The 23016-nt window shown below is 67.6% G+C and carries 16 protein-coding genes; 9 read left to right on the forward strand and 7 right to left on the reverse strand.

Translation table 11 applies throughout. From position 1 onward, the window contains the following. Positions 1–119: 119 nt before the first annotated feature. Both NBW77_RS14960 and NBW77_RS14965 read right to left on the reverse strand, forming a co-directional pair. Positions 120–482, reverse strand: coding sequence for a DUF5615 family PIN-like protein (locus tag NBW77_RS14960; RefSeq protein WP_131747648.1), 363 nt, complete (start codon positions 480–482; stop codon positions 120–122). Next, positions 479–718, reverse strand: a complete 240-nt coding sequence (locus NBW77_RS14965) for a DUF433 domain-containing protein (protein WP_131747647.1) — start codon at positions 716–718, stop codon at positions 479–481. The genes NBW77_RS14960 and NBW77_RS14965 overlap by 4 nt, the downstream gene beginning before the upstream one ends. 504 nt (positions 719–1222) lie before the next feature. Between NBW77_RS14965 and NBW77_RS14970 the strand changes: the two genes are divergently transcribed. Continuing rightward, complete coding sequence (locus NBW77_RS14970) at positions 1223–1414, forward strand: hypothetical protein (protein ID WP_131747646.1); 192 nt, start codon at positions 1223–1225, stop codon at positions 1412–1414. A gap of 1162 nt (positions 1415–2576) precedes the next feature. On the opposite strand, the gene NBW77_RS14975 is transcribed toward NBW77_RS14970, so the two are convergent. Beyond that, entirely contained in the window at positions 2577–3254 is a 678-nt protein-coding gene (locus NBW77_RS14975; RefSeq protein ID WP_131747644.1) for a response regulator transcription factor, read from the reverse strand. Between the two features lie 105 nt (positions 3255–3359). Between NBW77_RS14975 and NBW77_RS14980 the strand changes: the two genes are divergently transcribed. Then, positions 3360–5162 carry a sensor histidine kinase gene (locus NBW77_RS14980; RefSeq protein WP_250279898.1) on the forward strand — a complete coding sequence of 601 codons (1803 nt, stop codon included), beginning with the start codon at positions 3360–3362 and terminating at the stop codon, positions 5160–5162. Between the two features lie 320 nt (positions 5163–5482). Here the strand turns inward: NBW77_RS14980 and NBW77_RS14985 are convergent, their stop codons facing one another. Next, positions 5483–6574 (reverse strand): hypothetical protein, encoded by a 1092-nt coding sequence (locus NBW77_RS14985; protein ID WP_131747642.1) that lies wholly within the window; start codon positions 6572–6574, stop codon positions 5483–5485. A gap of 673 nt (positions 6575–7247) precedes the next feature. Here NBW77_RS14985 and NBW77_RS14990 point away from each other — a divergent pair. Beyond that, on the forward strand, positions 7248–7907 hold the full coding sequence (locus tag NBW77_RS14990; RefSeq protein ID WP_131747641.1) for a 4'-phosphopantetheinyl transferase family protein: 660 nt from the start codon (positions 7248–7250) through the stop codon (positions 7905–7907). Between the two features lie 113 nt (positions 7908–8020). Here the strand turns inward: NBW77_RS14990 and NBW77_RS14995 are convergent, their stop codons facing one another. Both NBW77_RS14995 and NBW77_RS15000 read right to left on the reverse strand, forming a co-directional pair. After that, the gene (locus tag NBW77_RS14995) at positions 8021–10783 is read right to left on the reverse strand and encodes a SpoIIE family protein phosphatase (protein ID WP_131747640.1); all 2763 of its coding nucleotides are present in this window, start codon (positions 10781–10783) and stop codon (positions 8021–8023) included. 232 nt (positions 10784–11015) lie between these two features. After that, positions 11016–12953: a molybdopterin-containing oxidoreductase family protein gene (locus NBW77_RS15000; RefSeq protein WP_207387122.1), complete on the reverse strand. Its 1938-nt coding sequence runs from the start codon at positions 12951–12953 to the stop codon at positions 11016–11018. Positions 12954–13200: 247 nt separating this feature from the next. Between NBW77_RS15000 and NBW77_RS15005 the strand changes: the two genes are divergently transcribed. Together NBW77_RS15005 and NBW77_RS15010 are read left to right on the forward strand one after the other, a co-directional pair. Beyond that, entirely contained in the window at positions 13201–14556 is a 1356-nt protein-coding gene (locus tag NBW77_RS15005; RefSeq protein WP_131747639.1) for a chloride channel protein, read from the forward strand. An 84-nt stretch (positions 14557–14640) separates the two neighbouring features. After that, complete coding sequence (locus NBW77_RS15010) at positions 14641–15405, forward strand: SDR family NAD(P)-dependent oxidoreductase (RefSeq protein ID WP_131747638.1); 765 nt, start codon at positions 14641–14643, stop codon at positions 15403–15405. Between the two features lie 16 nt (positions 15406–15421). Here the strand turns inward: NBW77_RS15010 and NBW77_RS15015 are convergent, their stop codons facing one another. Beyond that, complete coding sequence (locus tag NBW77_RS15015; RefSeq protein WP_131747637.1) at positions 15422–16180, reverse strand: SDR family NAD(P)-dependent oxidoreductase; 759 nt, start codon at positions 16178–16180, stop codon at positions 15422–15424. A gap of 402 nt (positions 16181–16582) precedes the next feature. Between NBW77_RS15015 and NBW77_RS15020 the strand changes: the two genes are divergently transcribed. The 4 genes from NBW77_RS15020 (at position 16583) to NBW77_RS15035 (ending at position 23013) form a co-directional block, all read left to right on the forward strand. Then, the gene (locus tag NBW77_RS15020; RefSeq protein WP_131747636.1) at positions 16583–17800 is read left to right on the forward strand and encodes an acyl-CoA dehydrogenase family protein; all 1218 of its coding nucleotides are present in this window, start codon (positions 16583–16585) and stop codon (positions 17798–17800) included. 157 nt (positions 17801–17957) lie between these two features. Next, positions 17958–18125, forward strand: a complete 168-nt coding sequence (locus NBW77_RS15025; protein WP_250279899.1) for a hypothetical protein — start codon at positions 17958–17960, stop codon at positions 18123–18125. Positions 18126–18426: 301 nt separating this feature from the next. Continuing rightward, positions 18427–19641 carry an ABC transporter substrate-binding protein gene (locus tag NBW77_RS15030; protein ID WP_131747635.1) on the forward strand — a complete coding sequence of 405 codons (1215 nt, stop codon included), beginning with the start codon at positions 18427–18429 and terminating at the stop codon, positions 19639–19641. Between the two features lie 87 nt (positions 19642–19728). Continuing rightward, entirely contained in the window at positions 19729–23013 is a 3285-nt protein-coding gene (locus NBW77_RS15035; RefSeq protein ID WP_250279900.1) for an ABC transporter permease subunit, read from the forward strand. The last annotated feature ends 3 nt before the right edge of the window (positions 23014–23016 follow it).

Below are 23016 nucleotides of genomic sequence, written 5' to 3' on the forward strand. Positions count from 1 at the left end.
AGGTTGGGGGTTCGAGTCCCTCGGAGCGCGCGCCGGTTGAGGCAGGTCAGAGCCCCGCAGCCGATCACACGGCGCGGGGCTCTGGGCTTTTGACAGCACCAGGTGTAGCAACCATGTTGTCAGGCATCGGCACGGCGGATGCGGAGCAGCCCTCGGTGAACCACCGTCACCGTCCCGGCGAGATCGGCCAAATCATGACGCGTCACCAGGTTCTCCACCGCGACCACAACCGCACGCGCCGACTGCTCATCGAGCCGGAACACGACGATCCCGCCATGGGATCCTGGCGGGTACGACTGGATGTTGCCGAACCCGCGGTCCAACGTGAAAAAGATGCGACCCTCACGACCGGCGGCGGCAAGGACCTCCGGATCTGTACAGCCAGCGAGCTTCTCGTCAAAAACCGTATCAGCGTCGACCCCGAGCGCGGTGAGCCTCCCGGCCAACGAGACCGGAAGCCCCTCGTCGAGCTTGACCTTCACGGAGCGATGCTCAGCGGAACCAGGTCCTCCCGGGCCAACCGTGCCCCGTAGGCGGCAGCCGCCCGTACGCCCGACTCGTCGATAGACGGATACTCAGCGACGATCTCGCTGACCGACATGCCATCCGCCAGACAGTCGAGCACCACGCTCACCGGCACCCTGGTGCCCCGGATGCACGCCTGCCCATGACAGACCGCAGGATCCGCCACGATCAGAGCCAGTTGGTCAACTCCCATAGCCCAGTATGCGCCCACGGCAAGCCAGGACGGACGACAGCCAAACTGACAGCCGAGCCCGCGGACGAACACGGACCCTGGCGGACGACAGCGGACGGACCGCACGAGGTCACCGGACAGGGCGGACGTCCACGGACGCCAGCGGAAGATTCGGAGCAAACTACGGATCTGAGGTCGGGGGTTCGAGTCCCTCCGAGCGCACGCTGGTTGAGGCAGGTCAGAGCCCCGCAGCCGATCACACGGCGCGGGGCTCCGGGCTTTTCGATCTTCTTTACTGCAGTTCGTACTACAATTGGAAACGATCAGCTCCCGGGCGACCCGACACCACCCACACCATCGTCACGTTCCATAGTCACGCCCGACTCTCCTGGGATCTTGACTCTGCCGAGGCAGCGCGGGCCCACAGTCTTCCTTGTGTCGGGAGGCCAGGCAATGGCATAGTGACTTACGCGATCCAAAAGGGGGCCATTCGGGCACTGTGGATCGCCTGAGCCAGGAGCCACGGTGGACTTCCACTTCCTCCTCGTCCTCGTCCTCTCGCCAGGCGTCCTCGCCGGCTTCGTGACGATCGCCAAGCACCGCCAATGGCTTCGCCTTGTGCGCCATGTCTACGACCACGAGACCGCAGCGGGTCGAATCGTCGATCCCATCGCATTGTTGGAGACCGCCAAAAACTCCCGTGCCGCTCGACCATGACCCCGCCTACCTACCCATGGTTAGCAACGTCTTCCATCAGTTCATAATCCGGGTCAAGATAACTTCCATACTTGCGGCCGTGCCGCGGCGGACGTCTTCGAGGACATCAATATAGATGTCTGCCGTGGTCACGATACGAGTGTGCCGGAGCAATGCCCGAATCTCGTTGAGATCAACCCGGCACAAAAACTGATACAGAACAGTGTTCATACCGTTCTAAATGGCCCGTGAGACTGGCTGATCGCGACGAATTCGGCATGGTCGGTGAGCACAGGTCCGGGCGCCTTCGGTGGTCCAGAGGAACGTCACCCTCGGTGCTACGAAGACCTTCAGTCCTACAACGGGGGTGGACATCGGTGGACAACATCGACATACGACCTGCACAAATGGATGTCAGTGGACATCCATGAACATATCGCCGAGGACTACGTCAAGGGGTTGGGGGTTCGAGTCCCTCCGAACGCGCATCAGATTGAGACAGCCAAGTTGACAGCCTACGGGCTGCCAATCAGTCCGCGGCTCAGATCTCCACGGTCCAACCGTTGTCGAGAAGCAGTTCGGTAGCGCCCCACTCGGCTTTCATTCCGGCGTGGCGCAGCACCTCGCGCCGACCCCGGACCCTCCGCGGGCAACTTTGCCTGTGCCCTGTGCCCTCAAACCCCTGTGCCAAGAATCCTGACGCAGGACATCATCCTCCCGGACGCAGGAACCGGCTGGCCGCGGCGGTGTTGTCGGTGCGAGCCTGGGTCCGCTGGGCCGGCTTCACGCATACGTTGTCACCCGCGAATGCCTCTCGCCACGCATAACCCCGTGTACAGGTATGCACGCCGAAGGCGCTGTTAACCCACCTGGAGGAGGCCACGGCAGCCGCCCGCGGCCCGCAGGACTGCTCGGTGGAGATCTCCGCCGGGCGGTACCCTGCCGACGTCGAGGCCGCCGTCTACTTCTGCTGCCTGGAGGCGCTGCAGAACACCGGCAAGCATGCCGGGCCGGATGCACGGGTCCGGATGCACGGGTCCGGATGCACGGGTCCGGATGCACGTGGATGCCGACGACGAGACCGTCCGGTTTGCCGTCACCGACGACGGGCCTGGTTTCGATATGGCCACGCCCTCCTCACCAATATCAGCACGGAAATATCAGCACGGAATTCAGCGCGGGATCAGCCTGCCGCGGTCCGCTGCTCGGCGAGGTGGATCAGGACGGCTTTGACCCGCCGGTTGACGTCCGGCTCGGCGGTCAGCCCGAGCTTCGCGAAGAGGGTGTTGATGTGTTTCTCCACCGCCCGCTCAGTCAGGAAGATCGCGGCAGCGACGGCGGCGTTGCTCTTCCCCTGGGCGATGAGGGAGAGGACCTCCCGCTCGCGTGGGGTGAGCGAGGCCAACACCGGCGACCGGGCAGGCGTCCGCACCGCGACCAGCGCCTCCACCACCGCGGGGTCGACCACGGAGCGGCCGGCGGCGACCGCGCGCACCGCGTCCGCGAGCTGCCGCGGCTCACCGACCGTGTCCTTCAGCAGGTACGCCCGGCCGGCGCTGCCCTGCTCCAACAGGCTCAGCGCGTATTCCGGGTTCGTGTACTGGGAGAGCACCACGACCCCGATCTGCGGGTGGCTGGACCTCAGCCGGGCCGCCGCGCGGATACCCTCGTCGGTGCCGGTCGGCGGCATCCGCACGTCGGTCACCACGGCATCTGGCCGCGCGTCGTCCACGGCGGTGAGCAGCTCGTCCAGGTCGCCGCAGGACCCCACGACGGTGATGTCGGGTTGGAGGTCCAGAACCTGGCGCACGCCCTCACGCATCAGCAGGGAATCGTCGGCCAGGATGACACGTACCGTCACGCTCCCAGCGTAGTAGGTCTGTGTGGATCCGTAATGGATGTCGATGATCCGACAGATTCACCGGCATTCATTGACAGTCGCACAGGGCGCTGTGACGCTCACGCGGTGAGCGTGCAGGGGGCGACGGGAACAGTCCCCCTGCCTCATCCACCGCACTCCCGCACCCTGCCGACACCGACACCGACACCGACACCGGTGGTGTATCTCGCGGTTGGGCTCGGTGTGCTGTTCGGCGTATCCGGGCTGGTGTTCAAGGCGCAGGACAGCTCGCATTCCACCGTGGACACGGTTCTCGGGGGTGCCGGCGGTTTTCTGTTCCTCGCAGTCGGGGCGCTGGCGCATGCCCGCCGGCCGGCGAACCAGGTAGGGCTCCTGATGGTCCTGGTCGGTGCCGGGTTCTTCGCCGAGGATCTGCAGCTTTCGCGGACACCGTGGGTGTGCACCGCCGGGGTGCCGCTGACGCGGGCGTCGAGCGGGTTCGTCGTCCACCTGGTGCTGGCCTTCCCGACCGGGCGCCTGGCCTCGCGGGCGCAGCGGCTGCTCGCCGCGGCCACGTACGTCACCGTCTTCGGGCTCGCGCCGGTCGCCGCACTGTTCATCGACACGCAGCTGCGGGCCGATCCCATACCGAACCTGCTACTGATCGCCGGCCACACGCCGTTGGCCCGGACGCTGAACCAGATCGAGGAAAGCATCGGCGCGGCGATCGCCGCGGGCGTGCTGGTCGTACTCGTCCGCCGGTGGCAGGCGGCCGGTCCGCCCCTGCGGCGGGTACTCGCGCCGGTCTTCCTCACGGGCCTGCTGGGAGGCGCCGCCACCTTGACCGGCGGCGTCCTGGGCTCGACGCATCCGCTGCGGTCGACGTTCCTGTGGGTCTACTGGGTGGCGTTCTGTCTGCTGCCACTGGGATTCCTCGCCGGGGTCCTGCGGATCCAGCTGGGGCGTACCGCCGTCGGGGACCTGCTGGGCCAGCTACGCGAACCGCTGTCCGCCGCCGACCTTCAAAGACTACTGGCCCGGTCGTTAGGTGATCCCTCGCTACAGGTCGGCTACTGGCGGCCGGACGCCGACGCATTCGTCGACGGGGACGGCCGGCCGCTGCGGCTACCGGAGGACGATCCGCAGCGCGCCGTGTGGCCGGTGGAACGCGACGGGCGGCGGGTGGCCGCGCTGATATACGACCCGGCGCTGCGGGAGGATCCGCACCGCCTCGACGCCGTGGCGGTCGCGGCCGGGCTGGCACTGGACAACCAGCGGCTGGCCGCCGAGGTGCGCGCCCAACTCGCCGAGGTCCGGGCCTCGCGGGTCCGGATCGTCGCCGCGGCCGACGCCGCACGGCGCCGTCTCGAACGCGACCTGCACGACGGTGCGCAGCAACAACTCGTCGCCGCGCGCCTGTTACTGCGCCTGGCCCAGCAACGCCTCGACGGCACCATCGACGAGCAGACCGACGCGCTGCTCGCGCGCAGCGCCGACGGACTCGACGCGGCCATGAACGAACTGCGGGAACTCGCCCGCGGCATCCACCCCGCCGTCCTCACCACCGCGGGCCTGCTCCCCGCGGTGCGGGCGCTGACCGAAAAGACCCCGCTCGACGTGCGGCTGACGACAACCGCCGTACCCCGGCTGAACCCCGCCGTGGAGGCAACCGGCTATTTCGTGGTGGCCGAGGCGTTGACCAACACCCTCAAGTACGCCCACGCCGACCACATCCGGATCAGTGTCGAGTACATCGACGGCCGCCTGCGCATCGAGATCGCCGACAACGGGATCGGCGGAGCCGACATCACAGCAGGAACGGGCCTGAGCGGCCTACGCGACCGGCTCGCGGCGCTCGACGGCACACTGACCGTGCACAGCCCGGCGGGTCACGGCACCACCGTCTGCGCGCTTCTCCCCTGCGGCTGACCGGCGATGAGGCCCCATCCCCACCAGGCCCACCACACCGGCCGGCGATGACGGCGCGACCATGGCCGGCGCTGCCGGCTCTTGCCCCTCGCCAGCGCCTGCGGGGTACAGCACGCGCCGGAGGGTACTCGACAGCCTGCGTCTGTCCTTCGCGGAGACGACCGAAGAACGCGTCGATCACAGGAACCGCCCCGCCTTCCAGGACGAACTGAGCAGCGCCGGACTCCCCTGACGTCCGGGTCGTTGCATCGCTCATGCTGATCGACACCGCCCGGCCTCAATGGCCACCCGCGAACCCGTTTACCACAGGCAGGTCATCGTCAGCGGAACGGTTTGCGCAGTAGCAGCGGCAGTGCCCTGAACCCGGCGAGGGACCGGTCGGTGGACCACGGCGAGTACGGCGCCTGGGCGAGCATGCCGAGCGCGATCAGCGGATGGTCGTAGTTGACCCGCCAGCCGGCCCAGTCCCGCCAGGCCTGGTCCCGGTCCGCCCTGATGGGCAGGCCGGCGGAAACAAGATCGTCAACGACGGTGTCCCACTCGTCGCGGGACACGCTGATCGGGTCGCCCTGGCGTGGATCCGGCGGGTACGGGATCTGGAAGAAGTCGGCAATGCGGCGCAGCGACAGGTACCCCGACCGGATGCACAGCTCGGCTTCGACATCCCGCGGCACGTCCACAACGGCGGCGAGGAAAGCAGCGGAGTCGAGCACGGCACCGGCAGTGGTGATCCAGGAGTGCTCGGGTTGGGGTGAACGGAAGAACACCAGGGCCGGGAACGAGGTGTGGGTCTCCTCGATGTCGACGAACCACGTCTCCGTCTCGGCCCAGGTGGCGCTCAGCCGGTCGAAACGTTCGAGGCGCCATGCCCGGACGAGGAGTTCGGAACCTGTGGGAGGGTTACCGGCCCGGACCTCCAGCTTCGCGACCATGGCCTCGCGCCGGCTGAAAGCACCGTAGATCGCCGGAAGATAGGAGATCAGCAAAGCGACCAGGAGAAGCCCGACCGAAGCCTCAACGAAGGTGAGCGCCGTCGGCAGCATCCCCTGCGGAACATCGAAACCCAACGTGAACAGGGAGGATCCTGAGATCTTGAACGCGTCACCGATGCCGCGTACCGGCTCCGCAGCCCACTGGGCAAGGGCAAAGCCTGCGTAGACCAGCAGAAGCCAGGACTGGAGCAGGAGCAGAAGGGCGAAAGGACCGTAGCTGGCATACACCCGGTCCCGCAGGTCGTATGTTGGCGCACGCCCCATCCGGACCCGAAACGCCCAGCGCACCAGCACGAAGACGAACCGGCTGAGACGGGACGGAACCCCGCGGGGAAGCACTGTCGTGCGCACCGCCGACAGCACTGTGGTAACGACCATCGCCAGGCCTGCGAGCACACCCAGAATCCTCAGCGCGATCACTGTGGGAACCCGAAGAACATACGTGAACTATGCCGTTGCAAGTCAGTGAACATGAGCATGTTCCCTGATCGCAGCCACCTCCTGCGGGGTGGCGGTCCCTACCTGATCGATTCCGGTGCACGGGCCGCCAACGATCCTGATCATTGATGGATCGCCCGCTCAGGTGGCCTCGACCACATAACAAGATATTCACTCCGCCGCTGCCGGTCGTCCATGGCCGGTCGGAACAATGTCTCAATGGCAGAGCCGCCAGAAGTTGTCTTCGGTCCCAGCACACACGGCCCCAGTTGGTGGGCGCTCCTGCCCTCCTCGCAGGTCCTCCGCGCCCGGCGTTTCAACGATCTTCTCGCCCACGTCGAGCGCGTGATGGCGGAGCAGGAGCCGGGCCGTCCGTTCACGCTCACACTCGACCACCTCGGCACACGAGAACCAACCGCCAGGTCACGGATCCGCCGACGGACATCCTCTCAATCGTCCCTATCCCCTCAATCGTCTAGATGGTGAACCCGGCTACGCGTCCGGGTACGCGATCTGACACCGATGAGCCAGGAAACACCGATGAGTCAGAAAACGGAGCCGTCACCCACCTCTGCGTGACCCCGAGACGTCCTCCCGAGACGTCCTCCCGTCCACAATGCTTGAGACCCGGGTCGTTCTCCCGCCGAGGAGCCTCATGATCGCCGATATTCTGCCGGACAAGGTCGCCTGCCGGGACGCTTTCGACGACTCCGCGGACTGCCCCCTGTTCCCGGAGGAGGAGGCACTGCTGGTTCGATCGGTCGACAAACGGCGGAGGGAGTTCACCACCGCCAGGTTCTGCGCCCGTGCCGCCCTTGGCGAGCTCGGCCTGCCACCCGTGCCGCTGGTGCCCGGCGAGCGCGGCGCGCCGCAGTGGCCGTCAGGAATCGTGGGAAGCATGACCCACTGCGCCGGCTACCGGGCGGCCGCGGTCGGGCACGCCACCGACATCGTCACCATCGGTATCGACGCCGAACCCCACGAGGTCCTGCCAGCCGGCGTGCTTGACGTGATCGTGCGACCTGAGGAGGCCGTCCGGTTGCGCCGGCTCGCCGACACCACGCCCGAGGTGTGCTGGGACCGGTTGCTGTTCAGCGCCAAGGAGTCCGTCTACAAGGCGTGGTTCCCACTCGCCAGGCGGTGGCTCGGCTTCGAGGACGCCGACCTCACCATCGACCCGACCGACGGTACGTTCACCGCTCGCCTCCTGGTGGCGGGGCCGGTGGTGAACAACCGGCCGATCACGGAACTGACCGGCCGGTGGCTCGCCCGCGACGGTTTCGTGCTGACCGCGATCGCCCTGCCCACCGGGTGAGGTCCGAGCCCTGCGCACGCGGCTCGTATGCGACGCGTTTCGGACCGGGTCATACATTCGCAGTGATCCCGTCAACGATCAGTCCGCGAGAAGGCCGCCGCGGTGGGTACACGTCAGGCGGATAGCGGCTGCTCGGTCCAGATGACTTTGCCGTTGGCCGTGTACCGGACCCCCCAGCGTCGGGTGAGCTGGGCGACGAGGAACAGCCCCCGCCCGCCCTCATCGGTCGTGCAGGCACGGCGCAGCCGGGGGGATGTGCTGCTGGTGTCGCTTACTTCGCAGATCAGAGCGTGATCGTGGAGCAGACGGACCTGGATGGGGCCGGCAGCGTGGCGCACAGCATTGGTGATCAGCTCGCTGGCCACCAGCTCGGTCGTGAAAACGACTTCTTCCAGCCCCCAGTCGGTCAGCTGCCGGGTGACCGCGGCGCGCATGCAGGGGACGACCGCCGGGTCGGCGGGCACGTCCCAGCAGGCGTACCGCTGCGGGTCCAGCGCACGGGTCCGGGCGACGAGCAGTGCGACGTCGTCGGCTGGATGAGCGGGCAGCATGGCTGTCACCAGGGCCTCGCAGGTGTCCTCCGGCGGACGGTCGGGACGGGTCAGCGCATGTCGAAGTCGCTCGAGCCCGGTGTCGATGTCGCGGTGGCGGTCCTCGATGAGCCCATCGGTGTACAGAACGAGCTGGCTACCCGGGGATACTTCGAATTCAGTCGTCTCGAAGGGCAGCCCGCCCAGACCGAGGGGCGGCCCGGCGGGCAGGTCGAGGAACTCCACCGTGCCGTCAGGCTGGACGAGAGCGGGAGCGGGATGACCGGCACGACCCATGGTGAAGCGTCGGGACACCGGGTCGTAGACCGCGTACAGGCAGGTGGCGCCGATGATCCCGCGGCCGCAGGCTTCGATGTCCTCGCCCTCGTCAAGCCGGCTGACCAGGTCGTCGAGATGCCCGAGGAGCTCGTCGACCGGCAGGTCCAGAGCGGAGAAGTTATGGACGGCGGTACGCAGGCGGCCCATCGTGGCGGCTGCGTACAGACCGTGGCCAACGACATCGCCGACCACCAGCGCAACCCGGGCGCTGGACAGCGGGATGACGTCGAACCAGTCTCCGCCCACTCCGGACTCGGCGGGCAGGTAACGGTAGGCGACCTCGACGGCGTTCTGCTCTGGTAGGCCCTGGGGCAGCAGACTGCGTTGCAGGGCCAGCGCCATACCGTGCTCACGGGTGTAGCGGCGGGCATTGTCAATGCACACGGCCGCCCGTGCGACCAGTTCCTCGGCGAGGGACAGGTCGTCCTCCTCGAAGGAGCCGGGTTGCTCGGACCGGTAGAAGCTCGCAACACCCAGTGTCTCGCCGCGCGCACGCAGCGGGACTGTCATAAGCGAGTGGATCCGATGGTCGAGAATTCTCCGGGTGCGCTCGGCATCCTGAGCCAACCAGCCGGCGTCGACGTGCGGATCCGGTTCGAGAACCGAATGCCCGCCCATGACGGACCGGGCCTGGGGGCTCGACGCAACGAAATCGATAAGAACGCCGGTCGGGTAGAACGGGCAGTCCGGAGCAATGCCACGGAGAGCGGTGCGGCGCATTCCCGCGCTCACGCCGGTCGGTTCGTCTCCGCGCAGGACCGAGTCCGGCAGATCGACCGCAACGAAGTCCGCGAACCGCGGGACCGCCACTTCCGCCAGTTCCTCGGCGGTTCGTGTCACGTCCAGCGTGGTACCGATCCGCACGCTGGCCTCATAGAGCAGTCCCAGGCGCTGCCGTGCCGCGACGGCAAGTTTGCCGACCCCCGACTCACCGACCAGCAGCAGCCATCCGTCGCTGTCACCGACGGCTCTGTCCGGTGTCGGCACCGGAGTCTGGGTCGGTAAGGCACCCACGGACAGCGGCAGCACGAGGCCACCCGCGGCCACCGGATACCGCCGCGGTCCGCCGGAAAGCCTGGCCTCGACGACGGCACCCGCGGTTCCGGTAGGACTCGTCACCGGTCGGCAGACCAGTACGACCACCTGGCCGTGGGACAACCGCACCTCCACGACCGCCCCATCCGCCGAGGAGATCATATCGGCGGCCTTCTCCCGCAGGACGGCTTCGTCCCGCCGGGTCAGCACAACGTCCGCCGGGGCGCGAAGCAGGACGCCGGCCGGTGCGTGAAGGCCGGTCGGTCCACTCTCCAATGTCACGACGGATGTGTCCGTGCGTCGCCCGTCCTGAAGAAATGTCCGGACCAGGGCGCGTTCACGCTCCGTGTACTGCTCGAACAGGCGCCGTTCGATGGCGCCGGCGGCCTCACGAGCCAGGGCGACCATCGCCGGATTCGCGGCGGATCGCAGGCAGGTGAGGTCGATGACGCCTTCGATGCACCCGCTGAGCGGATCGCGGATCGGTGCACCCGCACAGACGTACGGGCGCAGGCGATCGGCGAAGTGCTCGGTACTTGAGACGTAGGTGGGCACTCTTTCCACGAGCGCGGTACCTATGCCGTTGGTGCCGACCAGGTGCTCGGCGTAGTTGAAGCCGGGGGCCAGGAAGACCCCGTCCATATGTCTGAGCAGCGCCAGCCCGGTTGCACGCCGTTGGAGTACCGTCGCCTCGCTGTCTGCGAGGATCACGCCCACTCCGGTGCCGGCAAGGCCGACACTCAACCGGTCAAGGACGGGTCCGGCCACCCGGGCGACGCGTTCCTCCGGGTCGAGATCCGACCGGTAGGGAGGGTCGAGACGGTCCGGCGTGAGCCCTAGTAACTCACAGCGCCGCCACGAAGTCAGGATCGGGACGGGAACGTCTCCCACGGCCCGCCCTTCCCCCACAAAACGATCATGAGCGCGACCAAGTGCGTCAAGATCGTCCAGGGCATTCGCCACCGAGGTCATTTCCCCTCCCGCGAGACCGCTTCAAGCGCACCTCGATCGCCGGCATGGGCCCCGCCCTCATCTTCTCTATCCGACGGAGCTTCAAACCATATCCCCGATCGCCGGTCGGCTACCTCTCATATCATCACTTAAAGTCAACATTTCGATCAGTGAAATGAAGGATGTCGAAGCGCATCGACGCCATGTCACCGATCGACCTCTATAGGCAACAGTGCGACGTGGGTGCCTCCGTTCAGCGCCGGCATCGCCGACAGCGGGTCGACCGCGGAGCGGGGCGTGAGCACATTACGGTTGGCCCCGTAGGACTCGGGCTTCCCCCGCCGGCCGGGTCGAGGATGCCCGACCCCCAGCCGTGCTCGGACACGACCACGCCTACGGCAAGCGCGTCGGAGACCACCACAGGCAGCTCGATCCGGGCGCCGGTCGTGGACACGACGGCCACCGTGTCACCGTCGGACAGGCCCTCCCTGGCGGCGTCCTCCCGGCCGATCTCCAGGCTGTTGCGCCGCGTCCGACGGTGCAGGCCAGGTACCTCGTTGAGCCAGCCGTTCATCGATTCCCGGTGCCGCCGGGCGATGAGGGTGTACGGATGGCTCGCCGGCGGGCACGGCGGCGCAGCGGCAAGCACCCGTCGCAGCTCGACGGTGAACGCCTCCGGTGCCAGCCGGACGGCACCGTCCGGAGTACTCACGTATTCGGCGAAATGGCCGAAGGTCCGCTCGGCGTAGCACCAACCATGCGGATGCGCCCGGATGTCGTCGTAGCTGATCGGGCTTCGGGCCAGCAGCCGCCGCTGGACCGCGGCCGGGTGCATCCCGAGCTCGGGCCGCCGCTCGGCACGCGCGCGGACCCGGGCCGCCTTCGCCTCGGCGTCCAACGGTGTGCGCGACATGAAGGGCAGGTCCATGGCGATGGCGAGGTCGAGCCAGAACTCCCAGTTCTCCCGCACGCCTTCAGGGGGTTGCACCGCCTGCTGCCCGAACTGCACGAACGGCCGCTCCTCCAGGCTCGACCGGTTGAGCAGCACGTCCTCGCGCTCCAGGAAGTGGGCGTCCGGTAACAGCCAGTCGGCGTGCCTGGAGCTGACCCGCTGGAACAGGTCGATCGAAACCAGCAGTTCCAGTTCGGTGAGGGCGGCGTCGAGTCGCTGCCCCTCCGGACCGGAGATCACCGGATTACCCGCATGCAGGATCAGTGCCCGCACCTGACCCGGGCCGGGTGTGGTGATCTCGTCGGCCATCTCGGCGAGCGACCGGGTGCCGGTGATGTTCTGCGCGACGCCGGTGTGGGCGACGCACACGGCGGTCTCGGCGCCCGCGAACTCGGTGGCGACCGTGATGATGCGGTCCCGCTCGATCCCGCAGCGATCGGCGAGGTCGGCCAGGTCGACCTCGCCGCAGACCGCGCGCAGCTCGTCCAGCCCGGACATCTGGACCCCGGCGCTGCTGGGCCGCTCCCATCCGTTGTCCAGGATGACCTTCACAAGGCCGAGGAGGAACGCCCAGTCCTGACCGGGTCGGATGGCCAGATGCAGGTCGGCGTCCTCGGCCGTGGGCGTGCGCCGAGGGTCCACCACCACGATCTTCCCGCCGTGGCGCCGGGTGGCCAGCGCCCGCTTCCAGCCGTCCGGGATGCTGCCGATCCAGCCGAACGTGGTGTGCGCGGGGTTCATCCCGAGCAGCAGGAAGTAGCGACAGGCGTCCACGTCGGGCAGCAGCGGCAACAGCCAGACGCCGTACATCTCCCGGCACACCACATGCAGGGCGTTCTGATCGACCGAGCCCACCCCGAAGACGTTGGTGGTGCCCAGTGCCCGCGCGAACGCGCCGCCGAACAGAACGGCCCCGCTGTTGAACCCGGTCGGGTTGCCCTGGTAGATCCCGATGCTGTCCGGTCCGTGCGTGTCGACCAGCCGGCGCAGGACGTCCGCGATCTCGTCGACGGCCTCGTCCCAGCTCGCCTCGACGTAACGGTCACCCACGCGGCGCAACGGGACGCGCAGTCGCCGCGGATGGTCGATCAGCTCGGCCGCGGTCCGCCCCTTCGGGCAGAAGTCCCGCCAGGTGAGCGGGTTGTCCTTGTCGGGCTGGATGCGCAGGACACGGTTGTCCGCGACCTCGACGTTGATCCCGCAGTATGCCTCACAGATCCGGCAAAACGTCGAAATCATTTGACCGTTTGCGGCCACGGGACGAATTGTCCCACCAGCGCGTCACATGCTCATCCGATCGGAGGATTCATCCCCGGACGCCTAGGGGCGGGGCATTCACCGCGACCGGTGGTAACCGATGGTTGTCAGGGAGCGGTCCCGGGAACAAGCCACCGGGTGTGACCTCGTCACTTGCCGTTGACGCCCCGGGGATCTCTGCCACCGCTCCCTTCGGACCGAGCGGCCGGCAACCCGGAGACCCTGGACGATGACAACGGTTCGACGCGGCAGTCCCGACCACGAGGTCGGCGCGCAGCAGGCCACGGACCGGCCCGACCCGTCACCGTCCGACCCGTTCGCGCCCCTGCGGACGCGGCGTTACCTCGGGCTGCTGATACTCGCAGGGATCCTCGGGGTGCCGATCTCGGCCGCGGCCTACGGCTTCCTCAAAATGGTCACCAACATGCAGGGGTGGGTCTTCACGAACCTGCCCACGACGCTGGGCTTCCAGCGCGAGCCGATCTGGTGGCCACTGCCCATGCTCGCGCTGGCCGGCATCCTGGTCGGGCCGACCATCCGATATCTGCCCGGCAAGGGTGGTGCATCTGCGGCCGACGGCTTCAAGGCGCATGGCGCGCCCTCGCCCGTCGAGCTGCCGGGAGTCATACTCGCGGCGCTGGCGACCCTCAGCTTCGGCGTGGTACTCGGACCGGAGGCACCGCTCATCGCGCTCGGTGGTGGGCTCGCCGTCTGCGCCGTGCGGTTCGCCGGGCGCAACCCGCCCGCGAGGGTGAACGCGGTGATGGCTGCGGCCGGCGCCTTCGCCGCCATCAGCACGCTGTTGGGTTCGCCGCTGCTCGGGGCGTTCCTCCTGATGGAGGCCGTCGGCGTCGGCGGGGCAACCCTGGAACTGGTACTGCTGCCGGGCCTGCTGGCCGCCGGCGTCGGTAGCCTGATCTTCATCGGCCTGGGCTCCTGGACCGGGTTCGGTACCTTCTCCCTGACGATTCCCGGTCTTCCCCCGGGCGGGCAGCCGAACATCGCCGAGTTCGGGTGGGCCTTCGTCATCGGTGTTGCCGCGGCCTTCATCGGGACGTCGATCCGCAGGCTCGCTCTGTTTCTGCGGCCCCGCGTCGAGCGGCGAATCCTCCTGGCCACCCCGATGGCGGGCCTGGCCGTCGCGGGTCTCGCGATCGCGTACGCCGAGGGCACCGGCAGGGGCACCTCCGAGGTGTTGTTCTCGGGGCAGGACGCGCTGGGCCCGCTCATCGCCCATGGCGCCGAATACACGGTGGGAACGCTCGTCCTGCTGATCGCCTGCAAGGGGATCGCCTACGGCGTTTCGCTGAGCGGCTTTCGGGGAGGGCCGGTCTTCCCGTCGATGTTCCTGGGAGCGGCAGGCGGGATCGCCCTGTCCCACCTGCCCGGACTGCCACTCGTGCCCGGGGTGGCCATGGGCATCGGGGCGATGTCCGCGGTGATGCTGAAGCTGCCCATGACCGCGGTCCTGCTTGCCACCCTGCTGCTTCTGGCGGACGGCCTTGCCGTGATGCCGCTGGTCATCGTGGCGGTGGCCGTGGCCTACGTGGTGTCGGTGCGGCTGACCCCGGCACAGCTTGCCTAAGTGGCAGAAGTGGCAAAAAATCGGTTATCTTATCTATCGCATAAGACGAGGGACGCCGGAACGGCCCAACATCGGAGGCGCTGCATGGCATCGGAGTTCGGCGGGCGGGTCGCCCTGGTCACGGCGGCGGCCGGGAAGGGCATCGGCCAGGCCACGGCCCGGCGGCTCGCCGCTGGTGGCGCCCGGGTCGTTGTCACCGACATCCACGAGCGGCGGACCCACGCGGTCACCGCGGCGATAGCCGCCGACTACCCCGACACCACCGTGGTCGGCTACCCGATGGACGCCGGTGACCGCGACCAGATCGACAAGGTCGTCACCGAGGTGGCCGGCACCCTCGGTCCGGTACAGATCCTGGTCAACAACGCCGCCGTGAACGTGCTCGGCAGCATCTTCGACTACGACCCCGCCAACTGGGACCGCTGCATGCGGGTAAACCTGTCGGGTTCCTGGTACCTGTGCCGGGTGACCATGCCCCTGATGCGTGAGGCCGGCGGCGGCGTCATCGTCAACATCGGTAGCTACGCCCCGGACGTCGGTGGCAACGGCATCGAGTCGCCGTACGCGGTGACCAAGGGCGGTCTCAACGTGCTCACCCGCAGCTGCGCGCATGAGGGCGGCCCGCATGGCATCCGCGCCGTGTCAGTGTCGATGGGGCTGGTCAGGGGTACCAAGTTCGTCGACGACAATCCCGAGCTACAGCAGATACCTGGTGCCCTCGGCGTCCTCAGCGACCTCGTGACCGCGGACGAGATCGCCGAAACGGTCGCGTTCCTCGCGTCCGACCGTGCCCGCCACATCACCGGCGAGATCATAAACGTGTCGGGCGGCGCCTACATGCGTGCCTGACCCGACCCCGTACCCGCTACCGCAGGATGCAGCGACCACCGTCGACCATGAGGGTCGCCCCGGTCAGGTAGCTCATCCCCGGCCCGGCAAGGGCCGCGACCGCACCCCCGATGTCGTGCTCGGAGTCGCCCATCCGGCCGAGCGGGACCTTGTTCAGGATCGCCTCGAAGCGTTTCGGTGCCGCGTCGCGGAAACCGATCGAGGCGGGCGAGTCCCCGAACGGGCAGATGACGTTGACAGTGATGCCGAACCGGCCCCACTCGCGCGCTGCGACCTTGGTCAGACCTCGGATCGCCTCCTTGGCCATGACGTAGGAGGCAAACCCCGGATCGCCCTCGACTCCGGTCGACGAAGCGAGGTTGATGATCCGCCCGCCGTGTTCGGACAGGTGGGGGAAGCAGGCCTGCATGGCATGGAAGGTACCCAGCGTCCCGCTGGAGTAGCAGACCGCAAGATCGTCGATGGTCGTCTCGCTCAGCGGCTTGAGCGGGATGACCGTCTGCGCGTTGTTGACCAGAATGTCGACGGTTCCGTAGGCGTCGGCGACGGCGGCCACGAGCGCGTCCACCTGCCCCCGGTCGGCGACGTCGCAGCCGATGGCCAGGGCCCGACCGCCGGCTTCCTCTATCTCGGCGACAGTCTTTTCAATCTTCACCACGGTCCGCCCGCCGATCGCGACGGCCGCCCCCTGCCTGGCGAGAGCGAGCGCGATCCCACGCCCGACCCCCTGACCCGCACCGGTCACAATCGCGACCTTGCCGTCCAGCTGGCCCATGGCATCTCCGTCCTTGCCACCCGATGCCGTAAAGCGTATAGATGATTTGTCTTTCCTGCCTCACCGGTCCTGTTTGTGAAACATTCCGGATCGACCGCCGGACAGGATCGCGCACGGACGCGCCCAGCCTCGCGCACGCCTTCGTCCTGGAGAACCGTACGCAGATCCTGGCCGGCTTCAGTAACGACCCGGCCGAATCGATCACGGCGTTCCGCCCGGGGCGGGCACCACGCTTCGGCGGTTGACCACGAACACGGCGACCCGGTTCGGAGATCTCAGCACAGGGACGTCCAATCATCTAAAAGATCGCACTGATAGTATGAAGATCCCAAGTTGCCGCGCCAACGCGGCCACGCCGATTCCACCGCGGACGGTGACGTCCGACCGAAGGGGATAACGCCGATGACGCCGCAGACAGCGGAAGCCTCGTTCCTCGACACGGTGGACCCGGTGGACACGGCCATCGACCGGCTGCTCGCCGAGCACCCGCCGGCATCCACGCCGGCGGCGGAGTTCCTCGGCGCGCAGTACGACGCCGGTCTGGCCTGGATCTCCTTCCCGGTCGGCCTCGGCGGTCTCGGCCTCGGCGTCGGACTTCAAAAGCACATCAACCGCAGGCTCACGGCGGCCGGCGCACCCAGCGGCTTCTTCCACAACCCGCTGGGATATGGAATGGGCGGACCCACACTGCTGGAGCACGGCACCGACGAGCAGACGCGGCGCTACCTGCGCCCGCTGTTCACCGGGGAAGAAGTGTGGTGCCAGCTGTTCAGCGAGCCCAACGCGGGCTCGGACCTTGCCTCGCTCGCCACTCTCGCCGTCCGCGACGGCGACAGCTGGGTGATCAACGGGCAGAAGGTCTGGACGTCGTGGGGCCACGTCGCCCGCTGGGGCATGCTTGTCGCACGCACCGACCCGTCCGCGGTCAAGCACCGCGGCCTGACCTACTTCCTGTGCGACATGACCGCTCCCGGTGTCGAGGTGCGACCGTTGCGGCAGATGACCGGCGACGCGGAGTTCAACGAGGTCTACCTCACCGACGTCCGGCTGCCCGACTCGCTGCGTATCGGCGAGGTCGGCCAGGGCTGGGGGGTGGCGTTGACCACGCTCAACAACGAGCGCTACATGCTCAGCGAGGGTCTGTCGGCACAGCCCGCGGTCAATGAGGCGATCCGGCTGTGGCGGGAGCGCACGGACACCGAGTCCGCCCAGGCCCAGGTGCTACGCGACCGGCTACTCGACCTGTGGGTGCAGGTGGAGGTCACCAGGCTCACCATACTGCGTGCGGACACCGACCGTGAGCGCGGTAATACCGGCCCGCAGGGCGCGGTCGCGAAGCTGGCCACCGCACAGTTGAACAAGCGGGCCACCGACCTGTGCGTGGACCTGCTCGGGGCGGCCGGCATGATCTACGGTTCGTACGACCCCCGTAAGTTCAGGATCGAGAATGCCGCCGACCAGGACAGCCCCGTCCGCTCCTTCCTACGGGCCCGGGCCAACACGATCGAGGGTGGCACCTCGGAGATCCTCCGTACCACCCTCGGCGAGCGGATGCTCGGCCTGCCCGGTGATGTCAGGGTCGACAAGAACCTGCCCTGGACCGAGGTCCGCCGCTCCTGACCCGGTTCTCCGGTGTCATGCGGGGAGGTTCAGCAGGGCAGCGGTGTTGCCGCGCATCACTGCCCTGCCCTCGGGCTCGGGCTCGGCGAGCCCGCCCAGCTTGCCGGCGTAGTCCACTGAAGGCACGCATGTTCGCATTACTCGCCTCGACGTCGTCGTGCATCTCGTGTTCGACCGCGACCGCGAGGCTCGGGAACATCATCACGGCCTCGATGCCCTGGGCGTCCATGGCGGCGATCCGTGCCGGACGCTGCATGAACGACGTCCGGTGGTCCGCGCACCAGAGCCGCCCAAGGCCGTCCTCACCGCACACGACGTGCAGTGACCGGTCGCGGTGCAACGTCGACGCAGACCATCTGGTAAACAGTCATCGAATATACCGAAAAGCGACGGTACTCCAACGGCACACCGATGACCGCAGGGCCCGACTCTGCGGACGCGAACCCCGGGCACACCCGACACGGCCACCAGAAGCAAAGATCACAACCCCCGCCGTCCGGGGTGGATCCGGGGGTTGACTCATCGGGTGTCAAAGGTCACACTTCGCGGACTGCCAAATATCTATCAAATTAAGCGATTCATGTTGCAACACACGGTGACTTCGGACACCATCACCTAGGAGGATCATGAAAGTCCGCACGAAGGCGCCCTTCGCTATAGCTCTCACCGGCGCCCTCGCGCTCGCCGCATGTGGAAGCTCCTCATCAGGCGGCGGAGGCACCACGACCAGTTCCGGCGCCAAACTTTCCGGCGATCCGGTCAAGATTGTGCTCATCGCGCCACAGTCCGGCCCGTCCGATACGTACCCCCAGTTCCCGGCCGCAGTGAAGGCCGCGGCCACGGCGGTCAACAAGGCCGGTGGCATCCAGGGCAGGCCCCTTGAGGTCACTGTCTGCGACGATCAGTTCGACCCGAACAAGGGCGCCGACTGCGCGAACAAGGCCGTCGAGGACAAGGCCCTGTTCGTCACGTCCAACTCCAGCACGGGCGACCGGTTCATGCCGATCCTGGAGAAGGCCAAGATCCCGGTGATCGGCAATACGCCGAACAGCGCGACCGAGCTCAAGAGCCCGTACTCGTACCCCTTCGGCACCGGTGCCATCTCCATCGCCGGTGGCGGGACGGCCTGCGGCAAGCTCGACAAGAAGGAGCCGGCCGTCGCCGTCGTCGACATCGCCGCCGGACGCAGCTCAGCCGCCTTCTTCGGTGTCGGGCTCAAGCCGTTCAACCTTGAGATCAAGAAGACGGTGCCGGTCCCGCCGACCGCCACGGACCTCTCGACCTACGCGGCATCGCTGACCGGTGCCACCGACTGTGTCGAGATGGTTCTGGGGAGCGGCCAGGCGAGCAAGATGGTCCAGGCGCTCTCGCAGGCGGGCTCCAAGGCCACACCCATCTATGGCGCAATCGCGACGGACCAGGAATGGATCAACAAGCTCGGAACCGCCGCCAACGGGCTGGTACTGGTGGGAGCCCTGCCCCCGACCAATGACAACACCATCCCGGCGATCAAGCAGTACAACGCCGAGCTGGACGCCGCAGGCGTGTCCCCGACCGGTCGCAACGAGGGCTCGCTGAACATGTGGGCGACCGTCCACCTGGTGGCCCAGTACGCGCAGAAGCTGCCCAAACTCGATGGTGAAAGCCTCGCCAACGCGCTGAACACCGCAGGAGAAATCAACTTCTCGCCACTTCCGAAGGTGGACTTCGCCAAGCCGATCCAGGTCCTGTTCCCCGGTAACCGGATCTTCACCACCGACGTGTACCTCTCCGAGATCAAGAACGGTACCCGTACCCCGCTGTTCGACAACAAGGTATTCAACGTCCTCAACAACTCCTGATCCGCGGCTGCCGAGGCACCCGACCGCGACCCACGCGCGGTCGGGTGCCTCGGCACATACCCGCACTCGGCAGAAAGGCTCTCCGACGTGGACTTCCTCCGCTTTGCCCTGCTGGGTCTCGGCACGGGCAGCCTTTACGCGCTGGCCGCGCTCGGAATCGTGCTGGTCTTCCGAGCCTCCGGGGTGCTGAACTTCGCCAGCGGCGTGACAGGCGGCTTCGCCGCCTTCGTGTTCTACGACCTGCGCGACACCCACCATCTGAACTGGATCATTGCATTAGCCCTGAGCATCGCGGTGGGAGCGGCGCTGGGAGCCGCGACGCACCTGCTGGTGATGGTCCCGCTGCGCAAGGCGTCCGCGCTTGTCAAGCTCATCGCCACACTCGGCGTCCTGCTGGTCGTCCAGGGCGTCGTGGTCCTCATCTGGGGTTCCGCGCAACAGCTTGTGAAGTCGATCCTCCCGACCGAACCGGTCCACCTGACCGGCTCGCTGACCATCGGCAAGGACCGCATCGTCCTTATCGGACTTCTCGCCGTCCTCGCAACCGTGCTGCGAGTGGTCTACTCGCGTACCAGGTTCGGTCTCGCGACCACGGCGGTCGCGGAGAACCGGCGCACCGCCGCGGCATCCGGCTGGTCGACCTCCATGATCGAATTGGTGAACTGGAGCGTCGGCGGTGCGCTGTACGCGACTGCGGCGATCTTCCTGGCGCCGATCGCCGGTCTGTCCGCGGGCTCGCTCACGCTGCTCGTCGTCCCGGCACTGGCAGCCGCGCTGGTCGGCGGCTTCTCCTCGTTCCTGCTCACGATCGGCGGCGCAATGCTGCTCGGGGTCGCGCAGGCGGAGGTCGGTCGCTACTCCCACATCACCGGTCTCGCCGACTCCGTGCCGTTCCTGCTGATCATCTTCATTCTCACGGTCGGTGGACGGGCCCGACCCGCTCGCGGTGACCTGCCCGTCCGGCTGCCACTGCCCGGGCCGGGCCGGGTCAACCTGTTCTTTCTGGTTCCCGCGACCGGAGTGGGTCTCCTGCTCATCTGGACGTTGGCCACGAGTTGGGTCGACGCGGTCAGCACAACCCTCATCGCCGCGGTGCTGGTGCTGTCCGTCGTCGTCGTCACCGGCTACGCCGGGCAGCTCTCACTCAGTCAGTGGGCACTTGCCGGGTTCGGCGCCTGGGTCTCAGCCCGCCTGGTCGCCGCGTCGCACCAGCCGTTCTGGCTTGCGGCACTCCTCGGCATCCTCGCCGCCATCCCGGCCGGGCTCATCGTCGCGCTTCCCGCGCTGCGCACCCGCGGGGTGAACCTCGCGGTTGCCACGCTCGGCCTGGCGCTGGTGATCCAGAACATGATTCTGAACAACGGCGACCTCACCGGTGGGCTTGACGGAACGAACGTCGGATCACCGAGTCTGTTCGGTATCGACCTCGATCCGATCACCTACCCGCGGCGTTACGCGACCCTTGTCCTGATCATGCTGGTGCTTCTCGGTCTTGTCGTGGCCAACGTCCGGCGGGGCCGTACCGGGCGACGGCTGCTCGCGATCCGCAGCAACGAGCGGGCCGCGGCATCGATCGGCATCGGGGTCTACGGCGCCAAGCTCTACGCGTTCGGCCTGGCGGCCGCGATCGGTGGGATCGGTGGGATCCTCACCGCCTTCCGAAGCCCTACCGTGGTCTTCACGCAGTTCGATGTGTTCGGATCCATCAACGTCGTGATGTATGCGGTGATCGGTGGGATCGGCTGGGCCTCGGGCAGCCTCGCCGGCGCCACCATGGCCGCCGGCGGCATCACAGCCAAGATTGTCGACTCCATCGGCGACATCAGCGGCTGGCTGCCCCTCATCGCGGGCGGCGGCGTCATCCTCACCCTCTTCCAGGCCCCGGACGGCGTGGCCAAGCTCAACTCCGAGGGCTACCAGGCGCTGGTCGCACGGTTGCGGGGACACCGGTCCGCACCGGACGCAGCCACCGCCACGGACGGGACGACCCCCGAAACCACAACCCCCGAAACCACAACCCCCGAAACCACAACCCCCGAAACCACAACCGCCATCCCGGCGCCCTCCCGTAAGCGCCAACCCGCGGTACTCGAGGTGCGCAACCTCAGCGTCCGTTTCGGCGGGGTGCACGCACTGACCGACGTGAGTCTGCGCGTCGAGCCCGGCAAGGTCCTGGGCCTCATCGGCCCCAACGGCGCGGGCAAGACGACACTGCTCGACATCGTCACCGGCTTCACCAAGCCCACCTCGGGCGAGGTCCTGCTCGACGAGCAGCCGATCGTCGGATGGTCCCCGGTCCGCCGGGCCCGGGCTGGGCTCGCCCGGTCGTTCCAGGCCGTCGAACTGTTCCCGGACATGACCGTCCGGGAGAACCTGCTCGCCGCCGCGGACACCCAGGCAGCGCGGTACTACCTGACCGACCTGATTCGCCCCGGCCGGCAGCGGGCGAGCGCACTCATGGACGAGGTCGTCGCGGAGTTCGGGTTGGCGGATCTCCTCGACAAGAAGCCCGCGGAACTGCCGCACGGCCGGGCACGGCTCGTCGGGGTCGCCCGGGCCCTGCTCGCAGACCCCAACGTGCTCTTCCTCGACGAGCCGGCCGCGGGTCTGGACTCGCACGAGAGCGCCGAGATCGGAACCGTCATCCGAGGGATCGCCGAGCGGCGCAACACCGCCGTCCTCCTGGTCGAGCACGACATCCCTCTCGTCCTCGGTATCTGCGACCGCATCGCCGTGCTCGACTTCGGCCGGCTGATTGCGGAAGGATCTCCTGAGGAGATCCGCGTCAACCCGGACGTGATCCGCGCCTACCTTGGCGACGGTTCCTCGGACGAGGGCCTGCCGGACGAGGGCTCCGCCGACGAGGACGTTGCGGACCACGAGCCGACCGCAACAGACACACCAGCACCATCCGACACACCGGCCGACACACCGGCCGACACACCGGCACCATCCGACACACCGGCACCATCCGACACACCGGCCGACGATGACGTTACGGACCACGAGCCGACCGCAACAGACACACCAGCACCATCCGACACACCCGCCGACACGCCGGCCGACACACCGGCCGACGAGGACGTTGCGGACCACGAGCCGACCGCAACAGACACACCAGCACCATCCGACACACCGGCCGACGATGACGTTACGGACCACGAGCCGGCCGCAACAGACACACCGGCACCATCCGACACACCCGCCGACACACCCGCCGACACACCGGCCGACGAGGACGTTACGGACCACGAGCCGGCCGCAACAGACACACCGGCACCATCCGACACGCCGGCCGACGAGGACGTTACGGACCACGAGCCGGCCGCAACAGACAAGACTCCACAGCCAGTCGCCGGACGCAACACGTGACAG

It is taken from the genome of Frankia sp. Cppng1_Ct_nod (assembly GCF_920656135.1).
GTDB classification, from domain to species: domain Bacteria; phylum Actinomycetota; class Actinomycetes; order Frankiales; family Frankiaceae; genus Protofrankia; species Protofrankia meridionalis.

Coding starts and splice junctions, on each gene's coding strand:
- NBW77_RS14990 (WP_131747641.1), top strand. CDS start 7,248: ATGATCGCCGATATTCTGCCGGACAAGGTCGCCTGCCGGGACGCTTTC.
- NBW77_RS15030 (WP_131747635.1), top strand. CDS start 18,427: ATGAAAGTCCGCACGAAGGCGCCCTTCGCTATAGCTCTCACCGGCGCC.
- NBW77_RS15015 (WP_131747637.1), bottom strand. CDS start 16,180: ATGGGCCAGCTGGACGGCAAGGTCGCGATTGTGACCGGTGCGGGTCAG.
- NBW77_RS15020 (WP_131747636.1), top strand. CDS start 16,583: ATGACGCCGCAGACAGCGGAAGCCTCGTTCCTCGACACGGTGGACCCG.
- NBW77_RS14965 (WP_131747647.1), bottom strand. CDS start 718: ATGGGAGTTGACCAACTGGCTCTGATCGTGGCGGATCCTGCGGTCTGT.
- NBW77_RS15005 (WP_131747639.1), top strand. CDS start 13,201: ATGACAACGGTTCGACGCGGCAGTCCCGACCACGAGGTCGGCGCGCAG.
- NBW77_RS15000 (WP_207387122.1), bottom strand. CDS start 12,953: ATGATTTCGACGTTTTGCCGGATCTGTGAGGCATACTGCGGGATCAAC.
- NBW77_RS14995 (WP_131747640.1), bottom strand. CDS start 10,783: ATGACCTCGGTGGCGAATGCCCTGGACGATCTTGACGCACTTGGTCGC.
- NBW77_RS15010 (WP_131747638.1), top strand. CDS start 14,641: ATGGCATCGGAGTTCGGCGGGCGGGTCGCCCTGGTCACGGCGGCGGCC.